We start from the raw sequence: 20,941 nt of genomic DNA, 5'->3' as shown, positions 1-20,941 counted from the left end.
ACCCCCCCCCACCCTCCCCCCCCCCCCCCCCCCCCCCCCCCTCCCCCTCCCCCCCCCCCCCCCCCCCCCCCCGGGCCATGTGCGCCGGGGCCGCCGGCGCCGGGCCCAGGGTGGTCGTGCCCGGCGCCGCCCGGTGCCCGAGCCCGGTGCGGTAGGCGTCCATCGCCGCCTCCGTACGCCCCTCCCTGCGCAGCAGGTCGCCCAGCAGCCGGCACAGGTCCGCCAGGTCCCCGCCCGCCCCGCTGCGCTCCAGCAGCGCCAGCGCCCGTACGTAGTGCTCCTCGGCCGCCTCGGCGTCCCCGCGCTCCTCGGCGATCAGCCCCAGCAGCCGGTGCGCGCCGCCCGCGTGCACCGCGCCCGGGCCCGAACCCTCCTCCAGCAGCCCCGAGACCAGCCCGGCGGCCTCCTCGTACCGGCCCAGGCGGCGCAGCACATCGGCCAGCTCCACCTCCACCTGCGCGGTGTACAGGGCCGCCCGCCGCGCCGCCAGCATCTCCCGGGCGGTCCGCAACTCCCGCTCCGCCGCGTCCAGTTCCCCGTGCTGCGCCTGGACGTAGCCGCGCATCCAGTGGCAGTGCGCCAGATCGGTCCGCAGCCGCAGCTGGCGGTAGACCGCCTGGGCCTTCGCCAGGGAGGCGTCGGCGTCGGCCACCCGGCCCTCGGTCAGGAAGGTCCGCGCCACCTGCCGGTGCATCCCCGCCACCAGCGCCGGATCCCCGACCTGCGGAGCCAGCGCCAGCGCCAGCTCCGCCGCGTGGGCCGCGCGGGCATGGGCGCCCATGTCGATGTACGGGCCGATGACCGCCGAGTACAGCAGCACCAGCGCCTCCGGGTCCCCGAGCCCGCCCGCGTTCAGCGCGTCGATCGCCGACTCCAGCAGGTAGCAGGCGTACCGCAGCTCCCCGGCCAGCAGGTGGGCGACCGCGCGGCCCCGGACCGCCCGGGCCCTGCGGGGCAGCGGCTGGTCCGCCAGCAGCACCTCCGCCGCCTCGAAGTGCCCTGCCGCATCCGCCAGTTCCCCGGCCTCCAGCGCACAGTCGCCGAGGCCGAGCAGCGCCTCGGCCCGCTCGTCGGCCAGCTCCAGCCGCTCGGCCTCGGCCAGCAGCCGCCGGAACTGCGCCGCGGCCTCCCGCGCCGGGCCGGTGGCCAGGGCGCGCTGGGCGTCGGTCAGGGCGAGCCGCAGCTCGGTGGCCAGGTGGGCCGGTCGGCCCGTGGCGAGTTCCTCGTACGAGGTGCCGAGCCGCCCGGCGAGGAAGCGCAGCGCGGTCTCGGAGGGGCGCACCTTGCCGGACTCCAGGGTCGACACGTACGCCGGGGTGTAGGCGGGCTCCGCCAACTGCCGCTGGGTGAGCCCGCGTTCGGTACGCAGCCGCTGCACCCGGCGTCCGATCTCGGCCGGCTCGTCCATGAAATCCCCCTGTTGTCACCCTGCTCGTACCAACTCCCCAGTATCGAACCGGAGTCGGCCATTGCGCACGGTCCGGCGCGCCGCCTAGTTTAAGCAGCCGGTTCAACAGAGTTAACCGATTGCTTAACAGCCTGCCCGACTCCTTTTCCCCACGGAGGACTTCATGAGGCGAACCGCCCGGCCGACCCTGCGCACGGCACTCGCCGCGGCCTGCGCGAGCGCCGCGCTGCTGGCCGCCGCGACCGCCCCCGCGGCAGCCGCCGACCCGCCCCGCCCGGCCGGCGTGCGCGTCGAGATACCCGGGCCGGAACACGGCGGCGACGCCGGATCCGGCCACGCCCTGGTACCCGCCGCCGGGCGGGCCAAAGCCGCGCCCCGCCTCTCCGAGGCCGCGCGCGCCGCCGACGGCCAGGTCACCAAGATGATCGACAACGGCCCCACCGCGGACCGGCTCGACGTGGTCGTCATCGGCGACGGCTACACCGCCGGCGAACTGGACCGCTTCCACGCGGACGCCCGCGCCAAGTGGGCCGAGGTCACCGCCGTCGAGCCGTACACCACCTACCGCGACCTCTTCAACGTCTGGACCGTCGACGCCGTATCCGCCCAGTCCGGGGTCTCCGGCGACCCGGGCCCCGACACCGTCCGGGACACCGCGCTCGGCTCGTACTTCTGGTGCGAGTCCATCGAGCGGCTGCTCTGCGTGGACCAGCCCAAGGTCGACGCGTACGTCTCCAGGGCCCCCGCCGCCGACCTGGTGATCGTCCTGGCCAACAGCGCCAAGTACGGCGGCGCCGGATACAACGAACCCAGCGCCACCCTCGGCTACGAGGGCATCTCCACCGCCTCCGCCGGACACCCCAAGTCCGGGCAGGTCGCCATCCACGAGACCGGCCACTCCCTCGGCAAGCTCGCCGACGAGTACTTCTACCCGGGCGTCCCCGGCTACGAGAAGTACACCGGCACCGAGCCGGGCGACCCCAACACCTCCACCCTCGACGCCTCCCGGATGGCCGCGGAGCGGGCCAAGTGGTACCGCTGGCTCGGCGAGACCTCCCCCGACGGCGGCACCGTCGGCGCGTACGAGGGCGGCGGCTACTACGTCACCGGCCTCTACCGCCCCACCGACAACTCCCTGATGCGGGTCCTCGGCAAGCCCTTCAACCTCCCCGGGGTCGAGGCGATGACCACCGGCTTCCACCGGCACGCGCGCCTGGCCACCCCGCTCACCCCCACCGACCGCACCCTGCGGCTGCGGCACACCGCCAAGGTGGCCGTCCCCCGCCTCCACGGCCCCGACGGACGGCAGTTGGAGGTCCGCTGGTACCTGGACGGCCGCGAGCTCAAGCGGTTCGCGGGACGCACCGAGGTCCGGGTCGCCGAACTGTGGCTGCTCGACCTGCGCGGCCACCGGCTGTCGGTGGACGTCGCCGACCGCACCCCCTCGGTCCGCGACCCCGAGGCCGCCCGCGCCCTGACCTCCAGCCTCACCTGGGACGTCCGGCTCTGAACCCCCGCTCACGGAGCGGGCGGCTTCGCGGCGGCCAGGGAGTCCCACAGGGCGCAGTGGTGCGCCGCCGCCGCCGCGTCGGCCGGGCGGATGCCGCCCGGTCCCGGCGCCAGCTCCAGCACCGAGGGGGCGCCCGGCGCGAACCGGGGCCAGGCGGGGGCGCCCGGCACGTCCGGCGCCCCCGTGCGGGCGAACCGCGTCCAGTAGGCGGCCATCCGCGCGGACAGGGCCCGCTGCGGCTCCGCCAGCGGGACGGTCGTGAACAGGTAGGGCAGTTCGAAGCCGTGCGCCGCACCGAACGGGAAGCCGGCGAGCTCCGGCAGCCCGGTGAAGTTCGGCGCCCCCCGGTCGGCGAACAGGTACTGGTACGCCGGCACGTGCCGGGCCAGCGCCCGCCCGTCCCGCAGCGTCGGGCAGGTGAAGGAGGCGTCCGTGAGCAGCGCGGCCCACGCCAGCGCGGGCGTCGCGAAGCCGTCCGGGGGGTACGCCGCCCCCACCTCGGCGGCCGCCGCGCCGAAGGAGGTCCGCAGCCGCGCCCGGTAGCCCTCCTCGCCGTCCACCGGATACGCCGCCAGCGTCTGCGCGAGAAAGAGCCGCATCTCGTCGAGGTTGTTCCCCTGGACCACCGGCACCCGGTGGAACCGCCCCGCCGCCAGTGCCCGGGCCGGTTCCAGCGGCAGCAGGGCGTTGCCGTACGCGACCCCGGAGAACCGCTCCATCAGCTCCGCCGTCAGCAGCCGGCCCGTGTCCAGGGCGCGCAGGCAGTCCAGCACCCGGCCCTCCGGCCGGCCGCCGCAGCCGAGCGAGGCGGCCGCCGCCGTGCCGGCCGCGACCGTACGCCGCTCGGGCACGAAGGGCTCGTACGTCCCCACCGACGGCAGCAGCGCGTACGGCGGCATCGTCGTCGAGCAGGAGCCGCTCTGCACGACCGCCCGGTGGAAGAGGCCCGCCGAGGCGGGGGAGACCAGGTGCGCGCAGACGCTCAGCGCGCCCGCCGACTCCCCGAAGACGGTGACCCGGCCCGGATCACCGCCGAACCCGGCCGCGTTCGCCCGCACCCAGCGCAGCGCGGCCTGCTGGTCGGCCAGCCCGAAGTCCGGGGCGCCGCCCAGCTCGGGGTGGCCGAAGAAGCCGAAGACGCCGAGCCGGTAGTTGACGGTCACCACCACCACGCCGCTCGCCGCCACCAGCGGCTCCGGCCGGTACGCGTCCCCCGAGCCGAAGCGGAAGCCGCCGCCGTGGAACCACACCATCACCGGCCGCGCCCGCCCCCGTCCCGCAGGGGCGGTGACGTTCAGGAACAGGCAGTCCTCCGACCCGGCCGGCCCGCCCGGCCCGAGCGCCGGCAGCTGCGCGCACCGAGCCCCCGGCGCCCCGGCGTCCAGCACCCCCGCCCGGCGCGGCGCCGGCTCCGGCGGACGCCAGCGCAGCGGACCGGTCGGCGCCGCCGCGTACGGGATTCCCTCGAAGGTGTCGTACGCCCCGTGCGCGCGGCCCCGTACGGGCCCCTCGGCGGTCCGCACCACCGGCGGCCCACCGGCTCCGGCCACCGCCACCGCGGCAGGCGGCCCCGAGGCGGCGGCACAGAGCATCAGCAGGACCAGCGCGGGCAACAGCGCGCCCAGCAGCCCGCGGTGGACGCGCCCGCGGCGGGCGGGACGGGAATCCGGCACGGCTGAGGCCTCCTCGACGAGTCGGTCCGGCCACTGTGCGCGCCCCGGTCGCGCCCGGCCCGCCTTGCCACCGGCGTGTCCGGCCAGGGGCGCGGACACGCCGGGGAGACCCCCGTTTGCCCGCCCCGAATGGCGCAGTCGCGGCCGGTGCCGCTGAATGTAACAAAGCGTGCGCTTCCCATGACGCACGATGACCGGCGCGCGATGCGTAGACCCGCGCGTCGGCGAACGGAGCTTTCCATGAATGACCCCAGCACCCTCGCGGCGGCGGACCACGGCGACCGCGACGGGCTCCCCGCCACCCCGGACCCCACCGACGGACCCGCGACCCCCGCGCCCCCCACCCCCGACGCCGCGGCGGACCCCCCGTCCGCCGGCCCGGCCCCCGCCGGACCGGACCCCGCACCCCGCCCCGGAGCCGACCCCGACCCGCACCCCGCCCCGCACCCCGAGCCGGTCCGCACCCTGCTGGAAACGGCGGCCACCTGCCGGCCCGTCGAGGAGGTCACCGCGCTGGTCAGCCTCCTGAAGGAGAGCGGCCGGCTCGACAGCCCGGGGCACGACGCGCTCCGCGCGGCCGCCGTCACCCGGCCCGTCGACGACGTCCGCCACATGGTCGCCCTGCTGGGCGAACACCCCCTGGAGGAGGCCGAGGCCGACATCACCCTGCGGGCGGCGGCCGTCGGCCGGCCCATCGAGGACGTGGCCCTGCTGGCCAGCATCCTCGGCCCCGACGGCACCCCCCGCACGGACCGGCCCCCCGCGCGGGCGGCCCTGCCCCCGCCGCCGCAGGACCCGCCGTCGGCGGCGGCCGCCGCACCGGAGCCGGTGCGGGCCCCCGCCGCCGCCCCGCCGGTGCCCGTTGCCGTCGCCGTGCCGGCCCCGCCCGAGGAGGACTGGGCGCGCGTTGAGCCCGACCGGGTCCCCGCCGCCGCCCCGGCGGTGGGCGCGCTGGGCCACGTACTGCGCTGGCCGACCGCCGCCGCGCTGCTGCTGTGCGGGGTCCTCCACCTCCCCGGCAACCTGGCCCGGCCCCCGGCACCCGAGTCCCTGGCCGCGCTCGCTGTGTCCCTGCTCTGCCTGGCACTCGGCGCCCTGCTCGCCGTACGCGACACCCCGGCGGTCTGGCGGGCGGCGGCGGTGGCCGGGCTCGCCGTGGTCACCCTGCACGTCGTGGGCGGCCTGGTGCTCTTCGACCCGCTGGACGGCGCGCTCGGCGGCCCCTACGAGTGGTCCGGGGTCACCGCCGTGCTCTGCGCCGGCACCGGGGCGGTCCTGGCCGGCCTGGCCCTCACCTACCGCCGCCCGCCCGCCGGCACGGGAGGCTGACGACCCGCCCTGACCCGCCCGACGGGGCCCCGGCCGCTCACCGCGCGGCCGGGGCCCCGTCCCGTCCCGTCCGCCTAGGATCCGGTCCAGGCGAGCAGCCGGCCGGCGGGCCAGGTGTTGACCACCCGGTCCTCCGGCACCCCGCACTCCGCCGCCCGTGCACAGCCCAGGATCTGCCAGTCCAGCTGGCCGGGGGCGTGCGCGTCCGTGTCGACCGCGAACAGGGTGCCCGCCGCGACCGCCATGCGCAGCAGCCGCCGGGGCGGGTCGAGGCGCTCGGGACGGCTGTTGACCTCCACGGCCGTGCCCGACTCCGCGCACGCCGCGAAGACGGCCTCCGCGTCGAACACCGACTCGGGGCGCGTCCGCCCCGTCACCAGCCGGCCCGTGCAGTGCCCGAGGACGTCCAGCAGCGGATTGCGCACCGCCTTGAGCAGCCGGCGCGTCATCGCGGGCGACTCCATCCGCAGCTTCGAGTGGACGGACCCCACCACCAGGTCGAGCCGCTCCAGCAGCTCCGGCTCCTGGTCGAGCGAGCCGTCGAGGAGGATGTCGCACTCGATCCCGGTGAGCAGCCGGAACGGTGCCCACCGCGCGTTCAGCTCCGCCACCACCCGCAGCTGCTCGCGCAGCCGCTCCGGCGACAGCCCCCGGGCGACCTTCAGGCTCGGCGAGTGGTCCGTCAGCACCGCCCACTCGTGCCCCAGCTCCGCCGCGGCCCGCCCCATCGCCTCGATCGGGCTCCCGCCGTCGGACCAGTCCGAGTGCAGGTGGCAGTCCCCGCGCAGGGCGGCGCGCAGCGCGGTGGCGGCCGGCGAGGGGGGCGGGCCCGGCGGCATCGCCGCGGCCTCCTCCTCAAGGGCGCCCAGGTACTCGGGGATCCGGCCGGCGAGCGCCTCGCGCACCACCTTGGCGGTCTTGGGACCGATGCCCCTGACCGCCTCCAGGGAGCCCGCCGCGGCGCGCTCGGAGGTCTCCCGTTCGCCCAGGTGCGCCACGGCCGCCGCCGCCGTGCGGAAGGCCCGCACCCGGTAGGCCGGTGCCTGCGCGCGCTCCAGCAGGAACGCGATCCGGTCCAGTGCCGCCACCGGGTCCATGGCGCACCTCCTCCCGGACCAGTCTCCCCGCGGGGCCGGGGACCGGCGAGCGGACCCGTCAGCGCGGGCCGTCCCCCTCCGGGGCGGGCGGGCCGACCCGCTCCGTCAGGGTGAACAGGGCGCCGTCCGGGTCGCGGAGCAGGAGGGAGCGCTCGGTGCCGTCCGAGGTGACCACCGACACGGCGCGCCCGCCGAGGTCGAGGGCCGACTCCACGGCCGAGTCCAGGTCCGCCACCCGGAAGTGCACATGCCAGCGGGGCCGCGTGTGCGGGGCGTAGGCGCCCTGCTCCACCGGGCCGCCGTCCAGCCGGGCCACGGGCTCCCCGCCCTGCCGCAGGACGACCCGCTCCTCCTCGTACGAGACCTCGCAGCACCCCTCGCGCCCGGTGGCCCACTCCAGCACCTCGCCGTAGAACAGCGCCGCGTCGAAGGCGTTGCGGGTCCGCAGCTCCAGCCAGGCCGGGGCCGGCCCCTTGCCCACGCGCCAGCCCGAGGAGACGGGCCCCTGCCAGACCCCGAAGACCGCGCCGTCCGGGTCGGCGACCAGCGCGGCCCGCCCGCCCCCGGGGAAGGAGACCGGGCCCACCGCGACCGTGCCGACGCGCTCGCGGATCCGGGCGGCCGCCACGTCCACGTCGTCGACCGCGAAGTACGGGGTCCAGGCCACCGCCACCGCCAGATCCGTGGCCAGCGCCCCGATCCCGGCGACCGGTACGCCGTCCAGCACGGCCACCGAGAAGGCCGAGCCCAGCCGGGCCCGGCGGAAGCTCCACCCCACGACCGCCGCGTAGAAGCGCTGGGACGCCTCCAGGTCGCGGGCCATCAGACTCACCCAGCAGGGGGCCCCGAAGACGTCCTTCGCAGAAATTTCCACAGCACAAGGAGTAGCGTCCGCGCCCCCTCGCCGCAGCGCAGGCGCGCCCGCCGGTCACCACCAGTACGCGGGGTACCTCGGAGCGGTGCGGCGGATGCGGGAGCCGGCGTAGCCGGTGAGGACCAGCAGCACGGTCGACCCGAACAGCAGGGGGACGAACCGGGCGGGATCCGGGCTCTGGAGCACGGTCACCACCGCCGTGGCCACGGCCGGGGAGTGCGGGGTGCGGGCCAGCGTCAGCAGGGCCAGGGTGAGTCCGGCCGCCAGGGCCGCCGCCCAGGCGCTGCTGCCCGCCACGGCCAGGACCGCGAAACCGGCCGCCGCGCCGATCAGGTGCCCGATGACCACCCCGCGCGGCTGGGCCAGCGGCAGGGTGGGGGCGCTGTGCACCAGCGCGGCGCTCGCGGCCAGCGGGGGTATCAGCACCGGCTCGTGGATCATCGCGCCGATCCCCACGAGGCCCAGCAGGACGGTGGTGGCGGCGCTGACGCTGTGGACGGCGGCGGCCGCGCTCGGCCGGGCCGGGGCCCGGGGCGTGATCAGGCGCCTGCGGGGGGAGGGGACGGGGGCGGGGGCGTCGCCGGGGGCGTCGGCGACGGGGGTGGTGCTGGGGTGCATGCGGGGGCAGGTTTCCGGTACGGGCGGGGCAGGGAGGCAGGAGCGGCCGTGCCCGGACGGTGATCGACCGTCGGCCGGGCGTGGGGTGTCCGATCCGGATGAGGACGGCGCAATCCGGACACGACCCTATCGCCCGGGCCCCATGGCGATACCGCCGGGGTGTGGCCGGGTGTGACCGGGTGTGACAGGAGGGACTGCGGGCAGTCGGAACACAAACAGCGGATCGGCCGGAAACGGTCGGCCGTGATCGTGTATGACTGCGGAGGCACGAGCTTGCGGCAGGGAAGGACAGCAATGACGACGCACCCCCACCTCGCCGGGATCCTCACGGACCTCGACGCGGTGATCGCCGAAGCCCCCGCCGACGCGACCGGCGCCCTGTGGCGGCTGACCGGAACCGGGCGCGGTCTGGACGCCAACCTGATCCGGCTGCGTCCGGGAACGGTCATCGCGGAGCACGCGGAGCCGGCCCTTGACGTCCTGCTCGTCGTGGTGGAGGGCGGCGGCCGGATCGACACCGAGGACGGCCCGCACCGGCTGCGCCCGCACACCGCCTGCTGGCTCGCGCGCGGTGCCCGGCGCTCCCTGACCGCCGGCCCGCACGGGCTGGCGTACCTCACCGTCCACACCCGGCGCCCCGGCCTCGGCATCGGCACCGCGGGCCGGGCGGCGGGAGCCGCCGAGGGCGGGGAGACGGCGTGCCTGCTGCACCGGGTCTGCCCCGACTGCGGCCGGCTCGCCACCGAGCCGGCCGCCCGCTACTGCTCCCGCTGCGGCACCGCCCTCCCGGACTGACCGCACCGGACGCCGGGAGGTGCGGTCAACCGCGGCGGCCCGGACCGCCCCTCACGGGCCACGCGGGCCCGTTCGGCGGCGGCGGACACCCGCCGGCCCCTACGCTCGGAGCGGACACCCGGCCCCACCCGGCCCCCTTCTCGGAAGGCAGGTCCCCATGCCCAGCACCCAGGTGCCCGTCATCGACCTCGGGCCGTGGCGCTCCGGCGACCCCGCCGCCCGTGCCCGGACCGCCGCCCGCGTCGACGAGGCGCTCCAGACGGCCGGCTTCCTGCTGGTCACCGGGCACGGGGTGGATCCGGGACTGCCGGCCCGGATCCGGGAGGCCGCCCGCACCTTCTTCAGGCTGCCGGCCGGGGCGAAGCAGCCGTACGCCGTGAGCGTGGGCGGGCGCGGCTGGCTCGGGCCCGGAGCGGAGGCCAACAGCTACGCGGAGGGGATGGCCTCGCCGCCCGACCTGAAGGAGTCCTGGTCCTGGGCGGCCGAGGACCCGACGGGGGTGCCCTCGGTGGACGCCGAGTGGTTCCGCCCCAACACCTGGCCCGCCGAGGTGCCGGCGCTGCGGCCGCCGGTGGCCGAGTACCTGGCCGCGATGCGGGCCCTCTCGGACGAACTGCTGGAGCTGCTCGCGGTGGCCCTGGCCCTGCCCGAGGACCACTTCACCCGCCACACCGGCCACCCCACCTGGGGGTTCAACGTCAACTGGTACCCGGGCGCGGAGGTGACCGGCGAACCGCTGCCCGGGCAGTTCCGCATCGGGCCGCACACCGACTTCGGCACGGTGACCGTCCTGGACCGCGAGCCGGGCGCGGGCGGCCTGCAAATCCACACCGACGAGGGCGGCTGGCAGGACGCCCCCTGGGACCCGGCGGCGCTGACCGTCAACATCGGGGACCTGCTGGCCCGCTGGACCGGGGACCGCTGGCGGGCCGGCCGCCACCGGGTGCTGCCGCCGCCCGCGCACGCCCCGGCCGAGGAACTGGTCTCCCTGGTCTACTTCTACGAGTGCGACGCGCACACCCGCGTCGAGTCCCTGCCCGCCCCGGTCGGCAGGGTGGCGCACGAGCCGGTCGACTCGCACGTCTACCTGCGGGCGAAGCTCGACGCCATCACGGTGTCCTGAGGGCGGGCTCCTCCGCGGTCCGGGCGGGGCCCGATTACCCCTGGTCGGACCCCGTTCGGCAGGATGTGGGCATGACCGAGATCCGCACCCCCCGCCTCCTCCTCCGCCGCTGGACCGACGACGACCTCGTCCCCCTCTCGGAGATCAACGCAGACCCGGACGTGATGCGCTGGACCGGCGACGGCTCCGCGCTCGACCTGGAGCAGACCGCCGACGCCATCGAGCGCTGGGAGGAGGAGTGGGACGACGAGGGCTTCGGCCTGTTCGCCGTCGAGCTCCTCGCCTCCGGCGAGCTGATCGGCGCCGTCGGCCTGACCGCCGCCGACGACCTGCCCGAGACGCGGCACCAGGTGCAGATCAGCTGGCGCCTGGGCCGGGCCTTCTGGGGCCAGGGCTACGCCTCCGAAGCGGCCCAGGCGGCCCTGGAGTTCGCCCTCCAGGACCGGGGCCTCGACCGGGTCGTCGCCGTCAACCGGGTCGGCAACGAGGAGTCCGCGAACGTGATCCGCAAGCTCGGGATGGAGAGCGACGGGGAGGCCTCCGACCCGGAGACCGGTGCCCGCCTCACCCTGCACAGCATCGACCTCACCGAGTACGAGGCCTGAGCGCCGTCCCAAAGCGGGGCTTTGTGAAGCCATAAGATCCGATTATGGGGTCATAACCCGGGGGCGGGTGCCGGGTTAGGGTGGCCTTAGTTTAGGGTTTCCTTGATCAGTCAGATTGTCGGTCGAAGGGAACCCAGTCATGCCTCGCTCTCTGCGGGTAGCAATCGTCGGTGCCGGCCCCGCCGGAATTTACGCGGCCGACGCGCTGCTGAAGTCCGAGGCGGCGGCCGACCCCGGTGTGTCCATCGACCTCTTCGAGCGGATGCCCGCGCCGTTCGGCCTGATCCGCTACGGCGTGGCTCCCGACCACCCGCGGATCAAGGGCATCATCACCGCCCTGCACCAGGTGCTCGACAAGCCGCAGGTCCGCCTGTTCGGCAACGTCGACTACCCGAACGACATCTCCCTCGACGAGCTGCACGCCTTCTACGACGCGGTGATCTTCTCCACCGGCGCCACCGCGGACCGCGAGCTCGGCATCCCGGGCGTGGACCTCGACGGTTCCTACGGCGCGGCCGACTTCGTCTCCTGGTACGACGGCCACCCGGACGTGCCGCGCACCTGGCCGCTGGAGGCCGAGAAGGTCGCCGTCCTCGGCGTCGGCAACGTCGCCCTCGACGTCGCCCGCATCCTCGCCAAGACCGCCGACGAGCTGCTCCCGACCGAGATCCCGCCGAACGTCCACGACGGCCTCAAGGCCAACAAGGCCCTCGAAGTCCACGTCTTCGGCCGCCGCGGCCCGGCCCAGGCGAAGTTCAGCCCGATGGAGCTGCGCGAGCTCGACCACTCGCCCAACATCGAGGTCATCGTCAACCCCGAGGACATCGATTACGACGAGGGCTCGATCGCCGAGCGACGCAAGAACAAGCAGACCGACATGGTCGCCAAGACCCTGGAGAACTGGGCGATCCGCGACGTCGGCGACCGCCCCCACAAGCTGTTCCTGCACTTCTTCGAGTCCCCGTCCGAGATCCTCGGCGAGGACGGCAAGGTCGTCGGCCTGCGCACCGAGCGCACCGAGCTGGACGGCACGGGCAACGTCAAGGGCACCGGCCGGTTCACCGACTGGGACGTCCAGTCCGTCTACCGGGCCGTCGGCTACCTCTCCGACGAACTGCCCAAGCTGCCCTGGGACGTGGAGTCCGGCACGGTGCCCGACGAGGGCGGCCGCGTCATCGAGAACGGCGAGCACCTCGCCTCGACGTACGTCACCGGCTGGATCCGGCGCGGCCCGATCGGCCTGATCGGCCACACCAAGGGCGACGCGAACGAGACCGTCGCCAACCTGCTGGCCGACCACGCCGAGGGGCGTCTGCTGACCCCCGCCACCCCCGAGCCGGAGGCGGTCGAGGCCTTCCTCGCCGAGCGGCGGGTCCGCTACACGACCTGGGAGGGCTGGTACAAGCTGGACGCCGCCGAGAAGGCGCTGGGCGAGCCGCAGGGCCGCGAGCGCGTGAAGATCGTGGAGCGCGAGGAGATGCTCGGGGCCAGCGGCGCCTGAGACCTGGGACCACGGGTGGGGCCCGCCGTCGGCGGGCCCCACCGGCGTGTCCGGGGTCAGTCCCGGATCGCGGTGATCTTCCGGGTCGCCAGGTCGGCCTGGACGTGGACCGTGGTGGTGGCGTTCCCGCTCCAGGTCAGCGTCACCGCGGCGTTGGTCTTGCCCATCCCGCTGTCCACGGACGTCACCTTCCACTTGAGCGGCACGTTCTGGGCGCGCAGTACCCCGTCCGCGTGGTTGGCGTCCTCCCACTGCCGCAGCTCCCGCCGGAGGGGCTCGGAGAGGTAGAACGCGCGCAGCCGGTCGGCAGTGGCGCCGTCCCCGTCGTAGACCGCGTCGACGTACGCGCCGTAGAAGTCGGCGATCCGGGTGAACGCCCCCTCCGGGCTGCCGGAGACGGACGGCGGCGCGGCCGCGGTCGCGGATGTCCCGGCGGCGACGGCCAAGGACAGGGCGGCCGCCCCCGCGGCGGCGGCGAGGGCGACGGAGGTGAAGCGCTTGGTCGGGAGCTGGAGCATCGGTCGTTGCCTTTCCCCGGGATCGCGTGCCGGTACGGTTCCCGGCTGCCCTGGATGACGGGCCCCGGACACCGGCCGGTTCTACTTGTCCCGGAAATGGCGAGATTTCGCCCGTACGGGCGATCCGTTCCCCCGGATCCGCGCGACGGCGGAATGCGGCGTCCCGGCAGGAGGTTGCGACGGACGCGATAACCGACTCCGTACGCACTGGAGGGCTCATGAAGATCGGCATCATCGGCGCCGGGAACATCGGCGGCAACCTCACCCGCCGGCTCGCCTCGCTCGGACACCAGGTCTCGGTCGCCAACTCCCGGGGCCCGCAGACCCTCACCGCCCTCGCCGAGGAGACCGGCGCCACCCCCGTCACCGTCGCCGAGGCGGCGCGCGGCGCCGAGATCGTGGTGGTCACCATCCCCTTCGGGAAGGTCCCCGAACTGCCCGCCGGACTCTTCGACGGGGCGGCCGAGGGCTTCACCGTCATCGACACCGGCAACTACTACCCGAAGCACCGCGACGGCCGGATCGCCGGCGTCGAGGACGAGGGCCTGACCGAGAGCCGCTGGACCGAACGCCACCTGGGGCACCCGGTGGTGAAGGCCTTCAACGGCACCTACGCGGCGGACATCATCGACCGGCCGCGGCCCGCCGGGCACCCCGAGCGGATCGCGCTCCCCATCGCCGGCGACCACGCGGAGGCGAAGGCGGCGGTCCGCGCGCTCATCGACGAGCTCGGCTTCGACACCGTCGACGCGGGCGGCCTCGACGAGTCCTGGCGCCAGCAGCCCGACACCCCCGTCTACGGGCTGCGCGGCGGCGTCGAGGCCGTGACCAAGGCCCTCGCCGAGGCCTCGCCCGTCCGCACGGACGGGTTCCGGGGATGATTCCGTACACTCGATCGACGTAACGCTCTGCATTTATGCAGTAGCCCTGTGCTACGGTCCTGGCAGTTGCAGGTGTGGTTCCCAGAGATCTTCGGACGGGGTCAATCATCACGGCGACGCCGGGCCCGCACAGTGCGGCTCCGGGTACGGCCCCGAAGGAGAATCGATATGGCGTCCGGCACCGTGAAGTGGTTCAACGCGGAAAAGGGCTTCGGCTTCATCGAGCAGGACGGCGGCGGCGCCGACGTGTTCGCCCACTACTCGAACATCGCCACCCAGGGCTACCGCGAGCTCCAGGAGGGCCAGAAGGTGGTCTTCGACGTCACCCAGGGCCAGAAGGGCCCGCAGGCCGAGAACATCGTGCCCGCCTGAGTCTCCGCCCGGTTTCCCCGCGCCGCCGGGGTCCGCACCCACGGGTGCGGACCCCGGCGGCGTGCGTTCCGGGCCGTTCCGGGCCGTTCCGGGCCCGGGGAGCGGGCCCAGCGGGCAGACTGTCCCGCGTGACGACAATGAGCAAAGGCGCCAACCTCCCGGTCGCCGCCGCCTCCGTCAGAGCAGTGCTCGGCTGGTCGCCCGGGCCGGGAGTGCCCGACGTGGACGCCTCCGCGCTGCTGCTGGCCGGTACCGGACGGGTCCGCTCCGACGGGGACTTCGTCTTCTACAACCAGCCGCGCCACGCCTCCGGGGCCGTGCGCCACCTGGGCAAGCGGCCCGGCGCGGACACCCTCGACGTCGACCTCGCCGCCCTGGAGGGGGACGTCGAGCGGGTCGTGCTCTGCGCCTCCGCCGACGGCGGCACCTTCGGCCGGGTCCCGGGACTGCACCTGTGCCTGCTCGACGCCGTCTCCGGCGCCGAACTGGCCCGCTTCGACATGGAGGCCGGGCCGGAGACCGCCTTCGTGAGCGGCGAACTCTACCGGCGGGCCGGGGCGTGGAAGTTCCGGGCCGTCGGCCAGGGGTACGCGAGCGGGCTCGCCGGACTCGCCACCGACTACGGCATCACCGTGGACGACGCCCCGCCGCCCGCGGCCGTCCCCGCGCCGGCCCCGCCGCCGGCCACCGCTCCCGCTCCCGCCGCCGCTCCCGCTCCCCGGCCGGTGCCGACCCCCGCGCCCGCGGCGGCCCCGCCGGCCGGTGAGGCGGTCGTACGGCTGGTCAAGGGCGAGGAATGGCTCCCCGAGGACATGCGGGGGCGGCTGTCGCTGCGCAAGAAGCAGGTCGCCGTCAGCCTGAGCAAGGCCGGCGCCCAGGGGGTCACGGCCCGCGTGGTCCTCGTCCTCGACGCCTCCGGATCGATGAGCACCCTGTACGCGCGCGGCACCGTCGCGAGCGTGGTGGAGCGGATGGCGGCCGTCGCCGCACAGCTGGACGACGACGGCGAGATGCAGGCCTGGACCTTCGCCACCAACCCGGCCCGGCTGCCGGACCTCGCCATCGGCGACCTGCCCGAGTGGTTGCGCCTGCACGTGCGCGTAGGCCAGATGAGCGTCTTCGGCCGCAGGAAGCCGCCCAAGGGCCTGGTCGCCGGCCAGGTCGACATGCGGCACGTCGGCTTCCAGAACGAGGAGCAGAAGGTCATCGCCGAGGTGCGGGACTTCGTACGCTCCCACCCGGTACCGGCCCCGACCCTGGTCCTGTTCTTCTCCGACGGCGGCGTGTACCGCAACAACGAGATCGAGCGGGAGCTGCGGGCGGCCGTGGAGGAGCCGGTGTTCTGGCAGTTCGTCGGACTGGGCCGGGCCGGCTTCGGCGTACTGGAGCGCTTCGACACCATGCCCGGGCGGCGCGTCGACAACGTCGGCTTCTTCGCCGTCGACGACATCGACAAGGTCTCGGACCAGGACCTGTACGACCGGCTCCTGTCGGAGTTCCCCTCCTGGCTGCGGGCTGCCCGGCAGGCGGGCATCCTGCGCTGACCGACCGTCGGCCGCCGGGGGAGCAGCAACGTTTCCCCGGGTGAAAGGTGCGGCCGGTCGGGTGAGCCAGAGCCCACCGGCCTGTCGCGCGGGGGGCTCCGGCGACTAGACACCTTGACTGTGATCAAGGAACTCCCCGGGTCCCGGACGCTCCGCCGCTTACGCCGGTCCGGACGGCCCCCGGCCGCCGGCGCGATGACCGGCGCGGGCGCGGTGCCCGGCGCGACCGCGGCGGCAGCCGGCGCGTCCGCCCCGGCGCGCGCGCTCGCGGTGGCCCGCGCGGCCGTGGCGGTCCGCGCGTCCGCCCCGGCCCGCGCGTCCGCGGCGGCCTGCGCCGTCCTGGCGGGCTTTGCGGTCCTGGTGGGCTGCGCCGCGAAGGCCCCCGCCCCGGGGCCCGTTCCCGGCCCCGATCCCGATGAGCTGATCAAGGCCGCCACGCAGCGCCTCACCGACGCGTGCCTGACCCGCCAGGGACTCGTACCGCCCCGCGCCGGTCCGGGCCGCCCGCGCGACGCCGGCGACCGGCGGGTCAGCGCGGCCCTGTTCGGCGCGGGCCCGGCGGAGCTGTCCCTCGCGCTCCCCACCGGCCACGTCGTACGCGCCCACACCGACGGCTGCCTCGCCGCCGCGCAGCAGCGGCTCTACGGGGACCAGCCCGGCTGGTTCCGCGCCTCGGTCGTCGTCAACAACCTCCGGCCCGAAGCCGACCACACCCACCGCGGCCTCGCCGAGGTGCGGGCCCGCCACCGTGCCGAGATCGCCGACTGGGAGCGGCTGCGCGCCCGCGCCGTCACCGAAGCCACGACCGTGCTCACCTCACCACCACCGAAGGGAAACCCGCCCGCATGAAGCGCTTCACCACCCTCCTCGCGACCGCCCTGGTCGCCACCGCAGGGATCCTCGCCACCTCGGCCGCCGCCGAGGCGGCGGACTGCCGCAGCGGCTACTTCTGCGTCTGGACGCACGCCAACTTCGACGGCATGAAGATCGAGCACAGCGGCGACGACCACTGGTGGGAGGGGGACATGTTCAAGCAGGACTCCTCCTGGGCCAACCACGGCGTCTCCGGCCCGGGCGTGCCCGACCACGTGAAGGTGTACCAGGGCCGCGAGCTGACGGGCCGGGTGACGCTCTGTCTGGCCCCCGGCCAGGAGGTCGGCTACAACGGCGGTGCCAACGACCAGGGCGGCTCCCACACCTGGTCCACGGGCTGCTGAGGCCCCCCGGATAGGCTCGGTCCCGGCCGCCCGGGTCCGTACCGCCCGCCGGGCGGTACGGACCCGAGGGAAGGAACCCCCGCCATGCCCGGCCCCGCCGAGATCCGGATCCTGCGCGCCGCCGACCGGACGGCCGCCCCGTGGAAGAACGGCGGCGGCGTCACCCGCGAGATCGCGGCCCGGCCCGAGGGCGCGGGCACCGCCGACTTCGCCTGGCGGATCAGCCTCGCCGAGGTGGCGGCCGACGGACCCTTCTCGGCCTTCCCCGGCGTCGACCGGATCCTCACCCTGGCCGACGGGGCGGGCATGGACCTCACGGTCGGCGGCGCCCGGCGGGTCGTCGACGAGCGGTACGCGCCGCAGCACTTCCCCGGGGACCTGCCGACCGACTGCCGGCTGCTGGGCGGCCCCGTCGTGAACTTCAACGTGATGTACCACCGGGACCGGGTCCGGGCCCGCACCGCCGTCGTACGGGGCGAACTCGCCCTCACCGCGCTGCCGGACGAGACCCTGGTCGTCGTGGCCCTGGAGGGTCCGGCGGCGCTCCACCGCCCGGGGTTCCCGGACGCCCGCACCGAGCTCGGCCCCTACGACGCCGTTCTGCTGCGGGAGTTCCCGGCCTGTGTGATCCGTACCGAGGGGTGGGTGGCCATTGTGGGAATACACGCCATCGACAGGCTGAATTGAGCCACCAGCGGATGGATTCAGGTCAATAAAATTACATGTATTGGTCAAGGGACGGTAAAGCCGGATACCGTCGCGCATGCTTTCGAACATACGCACGTCGAACATTTCTCCTGAGGTCGCTTCCCCCAACACCGCCGTGCGCGGGGCTGGTTCGCCGAGCCGTCGCGCCCTGCTGCGCACCGCCGTGGCCGGCACCGCGACCGCGGGGTCCGTCCTCGCCCTGGGCTCCGCCTTCCCCGCCTCCGCCGCCCCGCCCGCGCCGGCCACCGGATCCCGCCCCAAGACCCCCGAGCAGGCCCTGCGCGAGCTCGCCGCCGGCAACCGGCGCTGGCGCACGTACCGTCAGGAGCACCCCAACGAGTCGCCGTCGACCCGGCTGCGGCTCGCCAAGGGGCAGAGCCCCTTCGCCATCGTCCTCGGCTGCGTGGACTCCCGGGTCCCGCCGGAGCTCGTCTTCGACCAGGGCCTGGGTGACCTGCTGACCGTCCGCTCGGCGGGCGAGGTGCTGGACGAGGCGGTGCTCGGCAGCGTCGCCTACGGCGTCCTGGAGCTCAAGATCCCGCTGGTGCTGGTCCTCGGCCACCAGTCCTGCGGCGCCGTCGGCGCGGCCGTCCACGCCGACGAGACGGGGGAGCGGCTGCCCGCGCACATCCAGTACCTGGCCGACCAGATCCGCCCGGCGATCGACCGGAGCCAGCACGGTGACGCCCGTGTCCGCGCCACCATCGACGCCCACGCCCGCCGCACCCGCGAACGGCTCGCCGCCGAACCGGACCTGGCCCGCGCCATCTCCGCCGGGAAGCTCGCCGTGGCGGCGGCCCGCTACGACCTGCACGACCAGCGGGTGAGCACCCTCAACTGACATCCGGCGGGGGAGGGGTGGCGGGTTCCGCCGTACGCCGGGCAGAATCGAACGGTGATCACGACCGAAACCGAGACGGACCCCTTCGACGAACACCGGCGGCTGCTGTTCGCCACCGCCTACCGCATGCTGGGGACCGTCAGCGACGCCGAGGACATCGTCCAGGACGCCTGGCTGACCTGGAACAAGGCCGACCGCTCGGAGGTCCGCCACCCCAAGGCGTACCTCGTGCGCACGGTCACCAACCTGTCCCTGAACCGGCTCACCTCCGCCCGCGCCACGCGGGAGGAGTACGTCGGTCCCTGGCTGCCGGAGCCCCTGCTCACCGAGCCCGACGTGGCGCAGGAGCAGGAGCTCGCCGAGAGCGTCTCCACGGCGATGCTGGTCGTCCTGGAGACGCTGGGCCCCGTGGAGCGCGCCGTGTTCGTGCTGCGCGAGGTCTTCGGCTACTCGCACGCCGAGATCGCCGGATTCCTCGACCGTCCGGAGCCGGCGGTCCGGCAGATCTCCTCCCGGGCCCGCAAGCACGTCGCGGAGCGCCGCCACCGCTACGACTCCGACACCGCGCAGCGCGAGCAGGTCACCCAGCGGTTCCTGAAGGCCTGCGCCGGGGGAGACCTGAACGCCGTCCTGGAGATGCTCGCCCCCGACGTCACCGCCTGGTCCGACGGCGGCGGCAAGGTCACCGCCGGCCGCCGCCCGCTGTACGGCCAGGACCACGTGGGCCGTTTCCTGATCGGCGTGCTGTCCAAGCCGGCCATGGCCGGGGTCACCGTCGTCCCGGCGGTCATCAACGGCGAGCTGAGCGTCCTCGCCCTGGCCGGGGGCGAGCCGATCGGCTCGCTCACCTACGACCTGGAGGGCGGCCTGATGCGCAACATCCGCATCCAGGTTAACCCCGACAAGCTGGCGGGCCTGCGCCGCTGACGCGCCGTCAATCCCCCGGGCCGGGCTCCCCGGCGCGCCGCAGCGTGCCGAGGGCCCGGTCGAGGCGGGCCCGGCGGGTCTCCGGGGTGAGGGCCTGGAGCAGGGGCAGTGCCAGCTGGTAGCGGCCGCCCCGGTCGAGGGCCTCGAACGCCGCCCGGGCCCGTGGGTCCGCCTCCAGCGCGGCCGCCAGGTCGGGCGGGACCGCCGCCGTGCGCTGGGACTCGTACGCGGCCGCCCACCGCCCGTCGGCCTGTGCCCTGTGCACCTCGGCGAGCCCCGGTTCGCGCATCCGGCCGGCCGCCGTCAGCTCCGCGACCTTCTCCACGTTCACCCGCGACCACAGGCTCCGGGCGCGGCGCGGCACGTACTTCTGGAGGTAGTGCCGCTCGTCGTGCGAACGCCGCTGACCGGAGATCCAGCCGTAGCAGAGCCCGATGTCCACCAGCTCGTCGTCGGTGACCGACGGGATGCCGGACTTCTTCTTGGCCACCTTGATCCACACGCCCTCGGCGCGCGTGTGGTGACGAGCCAGCCAGCCCTCGAAGGCGGCGGCGTCCGCGAAGGTGACGACCTCCACACCGTTGATCTCGTCCATGCGGGTCAGGCTAACCGCAACCCCGGTCCGGAGAGGCCCCGTTGGCCGCCCGCGCCCGCTCCTCGATCGCGGTGATCAGCGCCTCGACCCGGAGCCGGAAGATCTCCTCCTCCGTCACCGCGGCCAGTTCCCCGCTCAGCCGGGTGATGTTCGGGAAGCCGCCGGGGTCGACCAGCCGGTACTCGCGGCTCCAGGAGGCCTCGTCGGCCTCCCGCACCTCCGGCGGGAACAGCAGGTAGGCGGCGCGCTGGCCGACCCAGGCGAGGATGGAGTCGCCGACCATCCGGTAGTGCGCGGCCGCCTCCGCCCCTTCCAGCCCGGCCTCCCGCACCGCGCCGAGGATCAGTTCCACGACCCGGAACTCGTTGGCGCGGCGGGTGGTCCGGCTGGCCATGGTCGAACCGACCACCGGGTACTTGAGGGCGACCTCCAGCGACCCGGCGGCCAGCGCCCGCAGCCGGTCCTGCCAGCCGAGTCCCTCCGGGATGCCGGCGAGCACCTCGCCGAGGGTGCGGTCGGCGACGGACAGCAGCAGCTCGTCCTTGTCGCGGAAGTGGCGGTAGACCGCCGTCGGATCGGCGCCGAGCTCCTCACCGAGGCGGCGGACCGTGAAGGCGTCCTCACTGCCGCGCGCCGCGATGCGCAGGCTCGCGTCGATGATCGCCTCGGGGGTGAGCTGGCTTCCGGCCCGCTTGGAGCGGCCGGGGGCGTCGGGTGGCTTCGGCATGGTGCGGCCAGTGTATCGATCCGGCACGGAGTCAGCGCAACACCGTTGACAACACTGTTGCGCTCCCGTTCACTCCTC

General features: G+C 75.0%; 21 protein-coding genes and 1 pseudogene. 14 read left to right on the top strand and 8 right to left on the bottom strand.

Annotation, left to right across the window (positions count from 1 at the left end; genetic code table 11):
• Window positions 1–85 precede the first annotated feature (85 nt).
• A pseudogene (locus tag AC07A6_RS02325) lies at window positions 86–1,408 on the bottom strand (tetratricopeptide repeat protein); the annotation flags it as partial.
• Between the two features lie 163 nt (window positions 1,409–1,571).
• Here AC07A6_RS02325 and AC07A6_RS02320 point away from each other — a divergent pair.
• On the top strand, window positions 1,572–2,918 hold the full coding sequence (locus AC07A6_RS02320; protein ID WP_478775726.1) for a M64 family metallopeptidase: 1,347 nt from the start codon (window positions 1,572–1,574) through the stop codon (window positions 2,916–2,918).
• 8 nt (window positions 2,919–2,926) lie between these two features.
• Here the strand turns inward: AC07A6_RS02320 and AC07A6_RS02315 are convergent, their stop codons facing one another.
• On the bottom strand, window positions 2,927–4,591 hold the full coding sequence (locus tag AC07A6_RS02315) for a carboxylesterase/lipase family protein (protein ID WP_478775725.1): 1,665 nt from the start codon (window positions 4,589–4,591) through the stop codon (window positions 2,927–2,929).
• A gap of 240 nt (window positions 4,592–4,831) precedes the next feature.
• On the opposite strand from AC07A6_RS02315, the gene AC07A6_RS02310 reads away from it, so the two are divergent.
• Window positions 4,832–5,920 carry a hypothetical protein gene (locus AC07A6_RS02310; RefSeq protein ID WP_478775724.1) on the top strand — a complete coding sequence of 363 codons (1,089 nt, stop codon included), beginning with the start codon at window positions 4,832–4,834 and terminating at the stop codon, window positions 5,918–5,920.
• A gap of 74 nt (window positions 5,921–5,994) precedes the next feature.
• On the opposite strand, the gene AC07A6_RS02305 is transcribed toward AC07A6_RS02310, so the two are convergent.
• The 3 genes from AC07A6_RS02305 to AC07A6_RS02295 form a co-directional block, all read right to left on the bottom strand.
• Window positions 5,995–7,017, bottom strand: coding sequence for a PHP domain-containing protein (locus AC07A6_RS02305; RefSeq protein ID WP_386274841.1), 1,023 nt, complete (start codon window positions 7,015–7,017; stop codon window positions 5,995–5,997).
• A gap of 58 nt (window positions 7,018–7,075) precedes the next feature.
• Window positions 7,076–7,840 carry a VOC family protein gene (locus AC07A6_RS02300; RefSeq protein ID WP_478775839.1) on the bottom strand — a complete coding sequence of 255 codons (765 nt, stop codon included), beginning with the start codon at window positions 7,838–7,840 and terminating at the stop codon, window positions 7,076–7,078.
• A 105-nt stretch (window positions 7,841–7,945) separates the two neighbouring features.
• On the bottom strand, window positions 7,946–8,509 hold the full coding sequence (locus tag AC07A6_RS02295; RefSeq protein ID WP_478775723.1) for an HPP family protein: 564 nt from the start codon (window positions 8,507–8,509) through the stop codon (window positions 7,946–7,948).
• Between the two features lie 294 nt (window positions 8,510–8,803).
• Between AC07A6_RS02295 and AC07A6_RS02290 the strand changes: the two genes are divergently transcribed.
• The 4 genes from AC07A6_RS02290 to AC07A6_RS02275 all read left to right on the top strand — a co-directional run bounded on the left by AC07A6_RS02290 (window position 8,804) and on the right by AC07A6_RS02275 (window position 12,533).
• Window positions 8,804–9,304, top strand: coding sequence for a hypothetical protein (locus tag AC07A6_RS02290; protein WP_362458454.1), 501 nt, complete (start codon window positions 8,804–8,806; stop codon window positions 9,302–9,304).
• Window positions 9,305–9,461: 157 nt separating this feature from the next.
• Window positions 9,462–10,427: an isopenicillin N synthase family dioxygenase gene (locus tag AC07A6_RS02285; protein ID WP_478775722.1), complete on the top strand. Its 966-nt coding sequence runs from the start codon at window positions 9,462–9,464 to the stop codon at window positions 10,425–10,427.
• 71 nt (window positions 10,428–10,498) lie between these two features.
• Window positions 10,499–11,032, top strand: coding sequence for a GNAT family N-acetyltransferase (locus tag AC07A6_RS02280; protein WP_362458460.1), 534 nt, complete (start codon window positions 10,499–10,501; stop codon window positions 11,030–11,032).
• Between the two features lie 139 nt (window positions 11,033–11,171).
• Window positions 11,172–12,533 carry an FAD-dependent oxidoreductase gene (locus AC07A6_RS02275; RefSeq protein ID WP_362458463.1) on the top strand — a complete coding sequence of 454 codons (1,362 nt, stop codon included), beginning with the start codon at window positions 11,172–11,174 and terminating at the stop codon, window positions 12,531–12,533.
• A gap of 56 nt (window positions 12,534–12,589) precedes the next feature.
• Here the strand turns inward: AC07A6_RS02275 and AC07A6_RS02270 are convergent, their stop codons facing one another.
• Window positions 12,590–13,051: a hypothetical protein gene (locus tag AC07A6_RS02270; protein WP_478775721.1), complete on the bottom strand. Its 462-nt coding sequence runs from the start codon at window positions 13,049–13,051 to the stop codon at window positions 12,590–12,592.
• Window positions 13,052–13,269: 218 nt separating this feature from the next.
• On the opposite strand from AC07A6_RS02270, the gene AC07A6_RS02265 reads away from it, so the two are divergent.
• The 8 genes from AC07A6_RS02265 to AC07A6_RS02230 all read left to right on the top strand — a co-directional run bounded on the left by AC07A6_RS02265 (window position 13,270) and on the right by AC07A6_RS02230 (window position 19,541).
• Window positions 13,270–13,932, top strand: a complete 663-nt coding sequence (locus tag AC07A6_RS02265) for an NADPH-dependent F420 reductase (protein ID WP_362458469.1) — start codon at window positions 13,270–13,272, stop codon at window positions 13,930–13,932.
• 168 nt (window positions 13,933–14,100) lie between these two features.
• Window positions 14,101–14,304, top strand: coding sequence for a cold-shock protein (locus tag AC07A6_RS02260; protein WP_362458472.1), 204 nt, complete (start codon window positions 14,101–14,103; stop codon window positions 14,302–14,304).
• 137 nt (window positions 14,305–14,441) lie between these two features.
• Entirely contained in the window at window positions 14,442–15,848 is a 1,407-nt protein-coding gene (locus AC07A6_RS02255; protein ID WP_478775838.1) for a VWA domain-containing protein, read from the top strand.
• Window positions 15,849–15,968: 120 nt separating this feature from the next.
• Window positions 15,969–16,697, top strand: a complete 729-nt coding sequence (locus AC07A6_RS02250) for a hypothetical protein (RefSeq protein ID WP_478775837.1) — start codon at window positions 15,969–15,971, stop codon at window positions 16,695–16,697.
• Window positions 16,694–17,065 (top strand): peptidase inhibitor family I36 protein, encoded by a 372-nt coding sequence (locus tag AC07A6_RS02245; RefSeq protein WP_478775720.1) that lies wholly within the window; start codon window positions 16,694–16,696, stop codon window positions 17,063–17,065. Before AC07A6_RS02250 ends, AC07A6_RS02245 begins: the two co-directional genes overlap by 4 nt.
• Window positions 17,066–17,149: 84 nt before the next feature.
• Window positions 17,150–17,752: a HutD/Ves family protein gene (locus AC07A6_RS02240; RefSeq protein WP_478775719.1), complete on the top strand. Its 603-nt coding sequence runs from the start codon at window positions 17,150–17,152 to the stop codon at window positions 17,750–17,752.
• Window positions 17,753–17,828: 76 nt separating this feature from the next.
• Window positions 17,829–18,614: a carbonic anhydrase gene (locus AC07A6_RS02235; RefSeq protein WP_478775718.1), complete on the top strand. Its 786-nt coding sequence runs from the start codon at window positions 17,829–17,831 to the stop codon at window positions 18,612–18,614.
• A 54-nt stretch (window positions 18,615–18,668) separates the two neighbouring features.
• Window positions 18,669–19,541: an RNA polymerase sigma-70 factor gene (locus AC07A6_RS02230; protein ID WP_362458483.1), complete on the top strand. Its 873-nt coding sequence runs from the start codon at window positions 18,669–18,671 to the stop codon at window positions 19,539–19,541.
• Window positions 19,542–19,548: 7 nt separating this feature from the next.
• Here the strand turns inward: AC07A6_RS02230 and AC07A6_RS02225 are convergent, their stop codons facing one another.
• Both AC07A6_RS02225 and AC07A6_RS02220 read right to left on the bottom strand, forming a co-directional pair.
• Window positions 19,549–20,136 carry a YdeI/OmpD-associated family protein gene (locus tag AC07A6_RS02225; RefSeq protein ID WP_478775717.1) on the bottom strand — a complete coding sequence of 196 codons (588 nt, stop codon included), beginning with the start codon at window positions 20,134–20,136 and terminating at the stop codon, window positions 19,549–19,551.
• Between the two features lie 10 nt (window positions 20,137–20,146).
• Window positions 20,147–20,863 (bottom strand): TetR/AcrR family transcriptional regulator, encoded by a 717-nt coding sequence (locus tag AC07A6_RS02220; protein WP_478775716.1) that lies wholly within the window; start codon window positions 20,861–20,863, stop codon window positions 20,147–20,149.
• Window positions 20,864–20,941 lie beyond the last annotated feature (78 nt).

Source organism: Streptomyces sp. NPDC044002 (assembly GCF_056434525.1).
The sequence above is the reverse complement of the archived record's forward strand: the minus strand, read 5'-3'. Positions and strand labels throughout refer to the sequence as shown.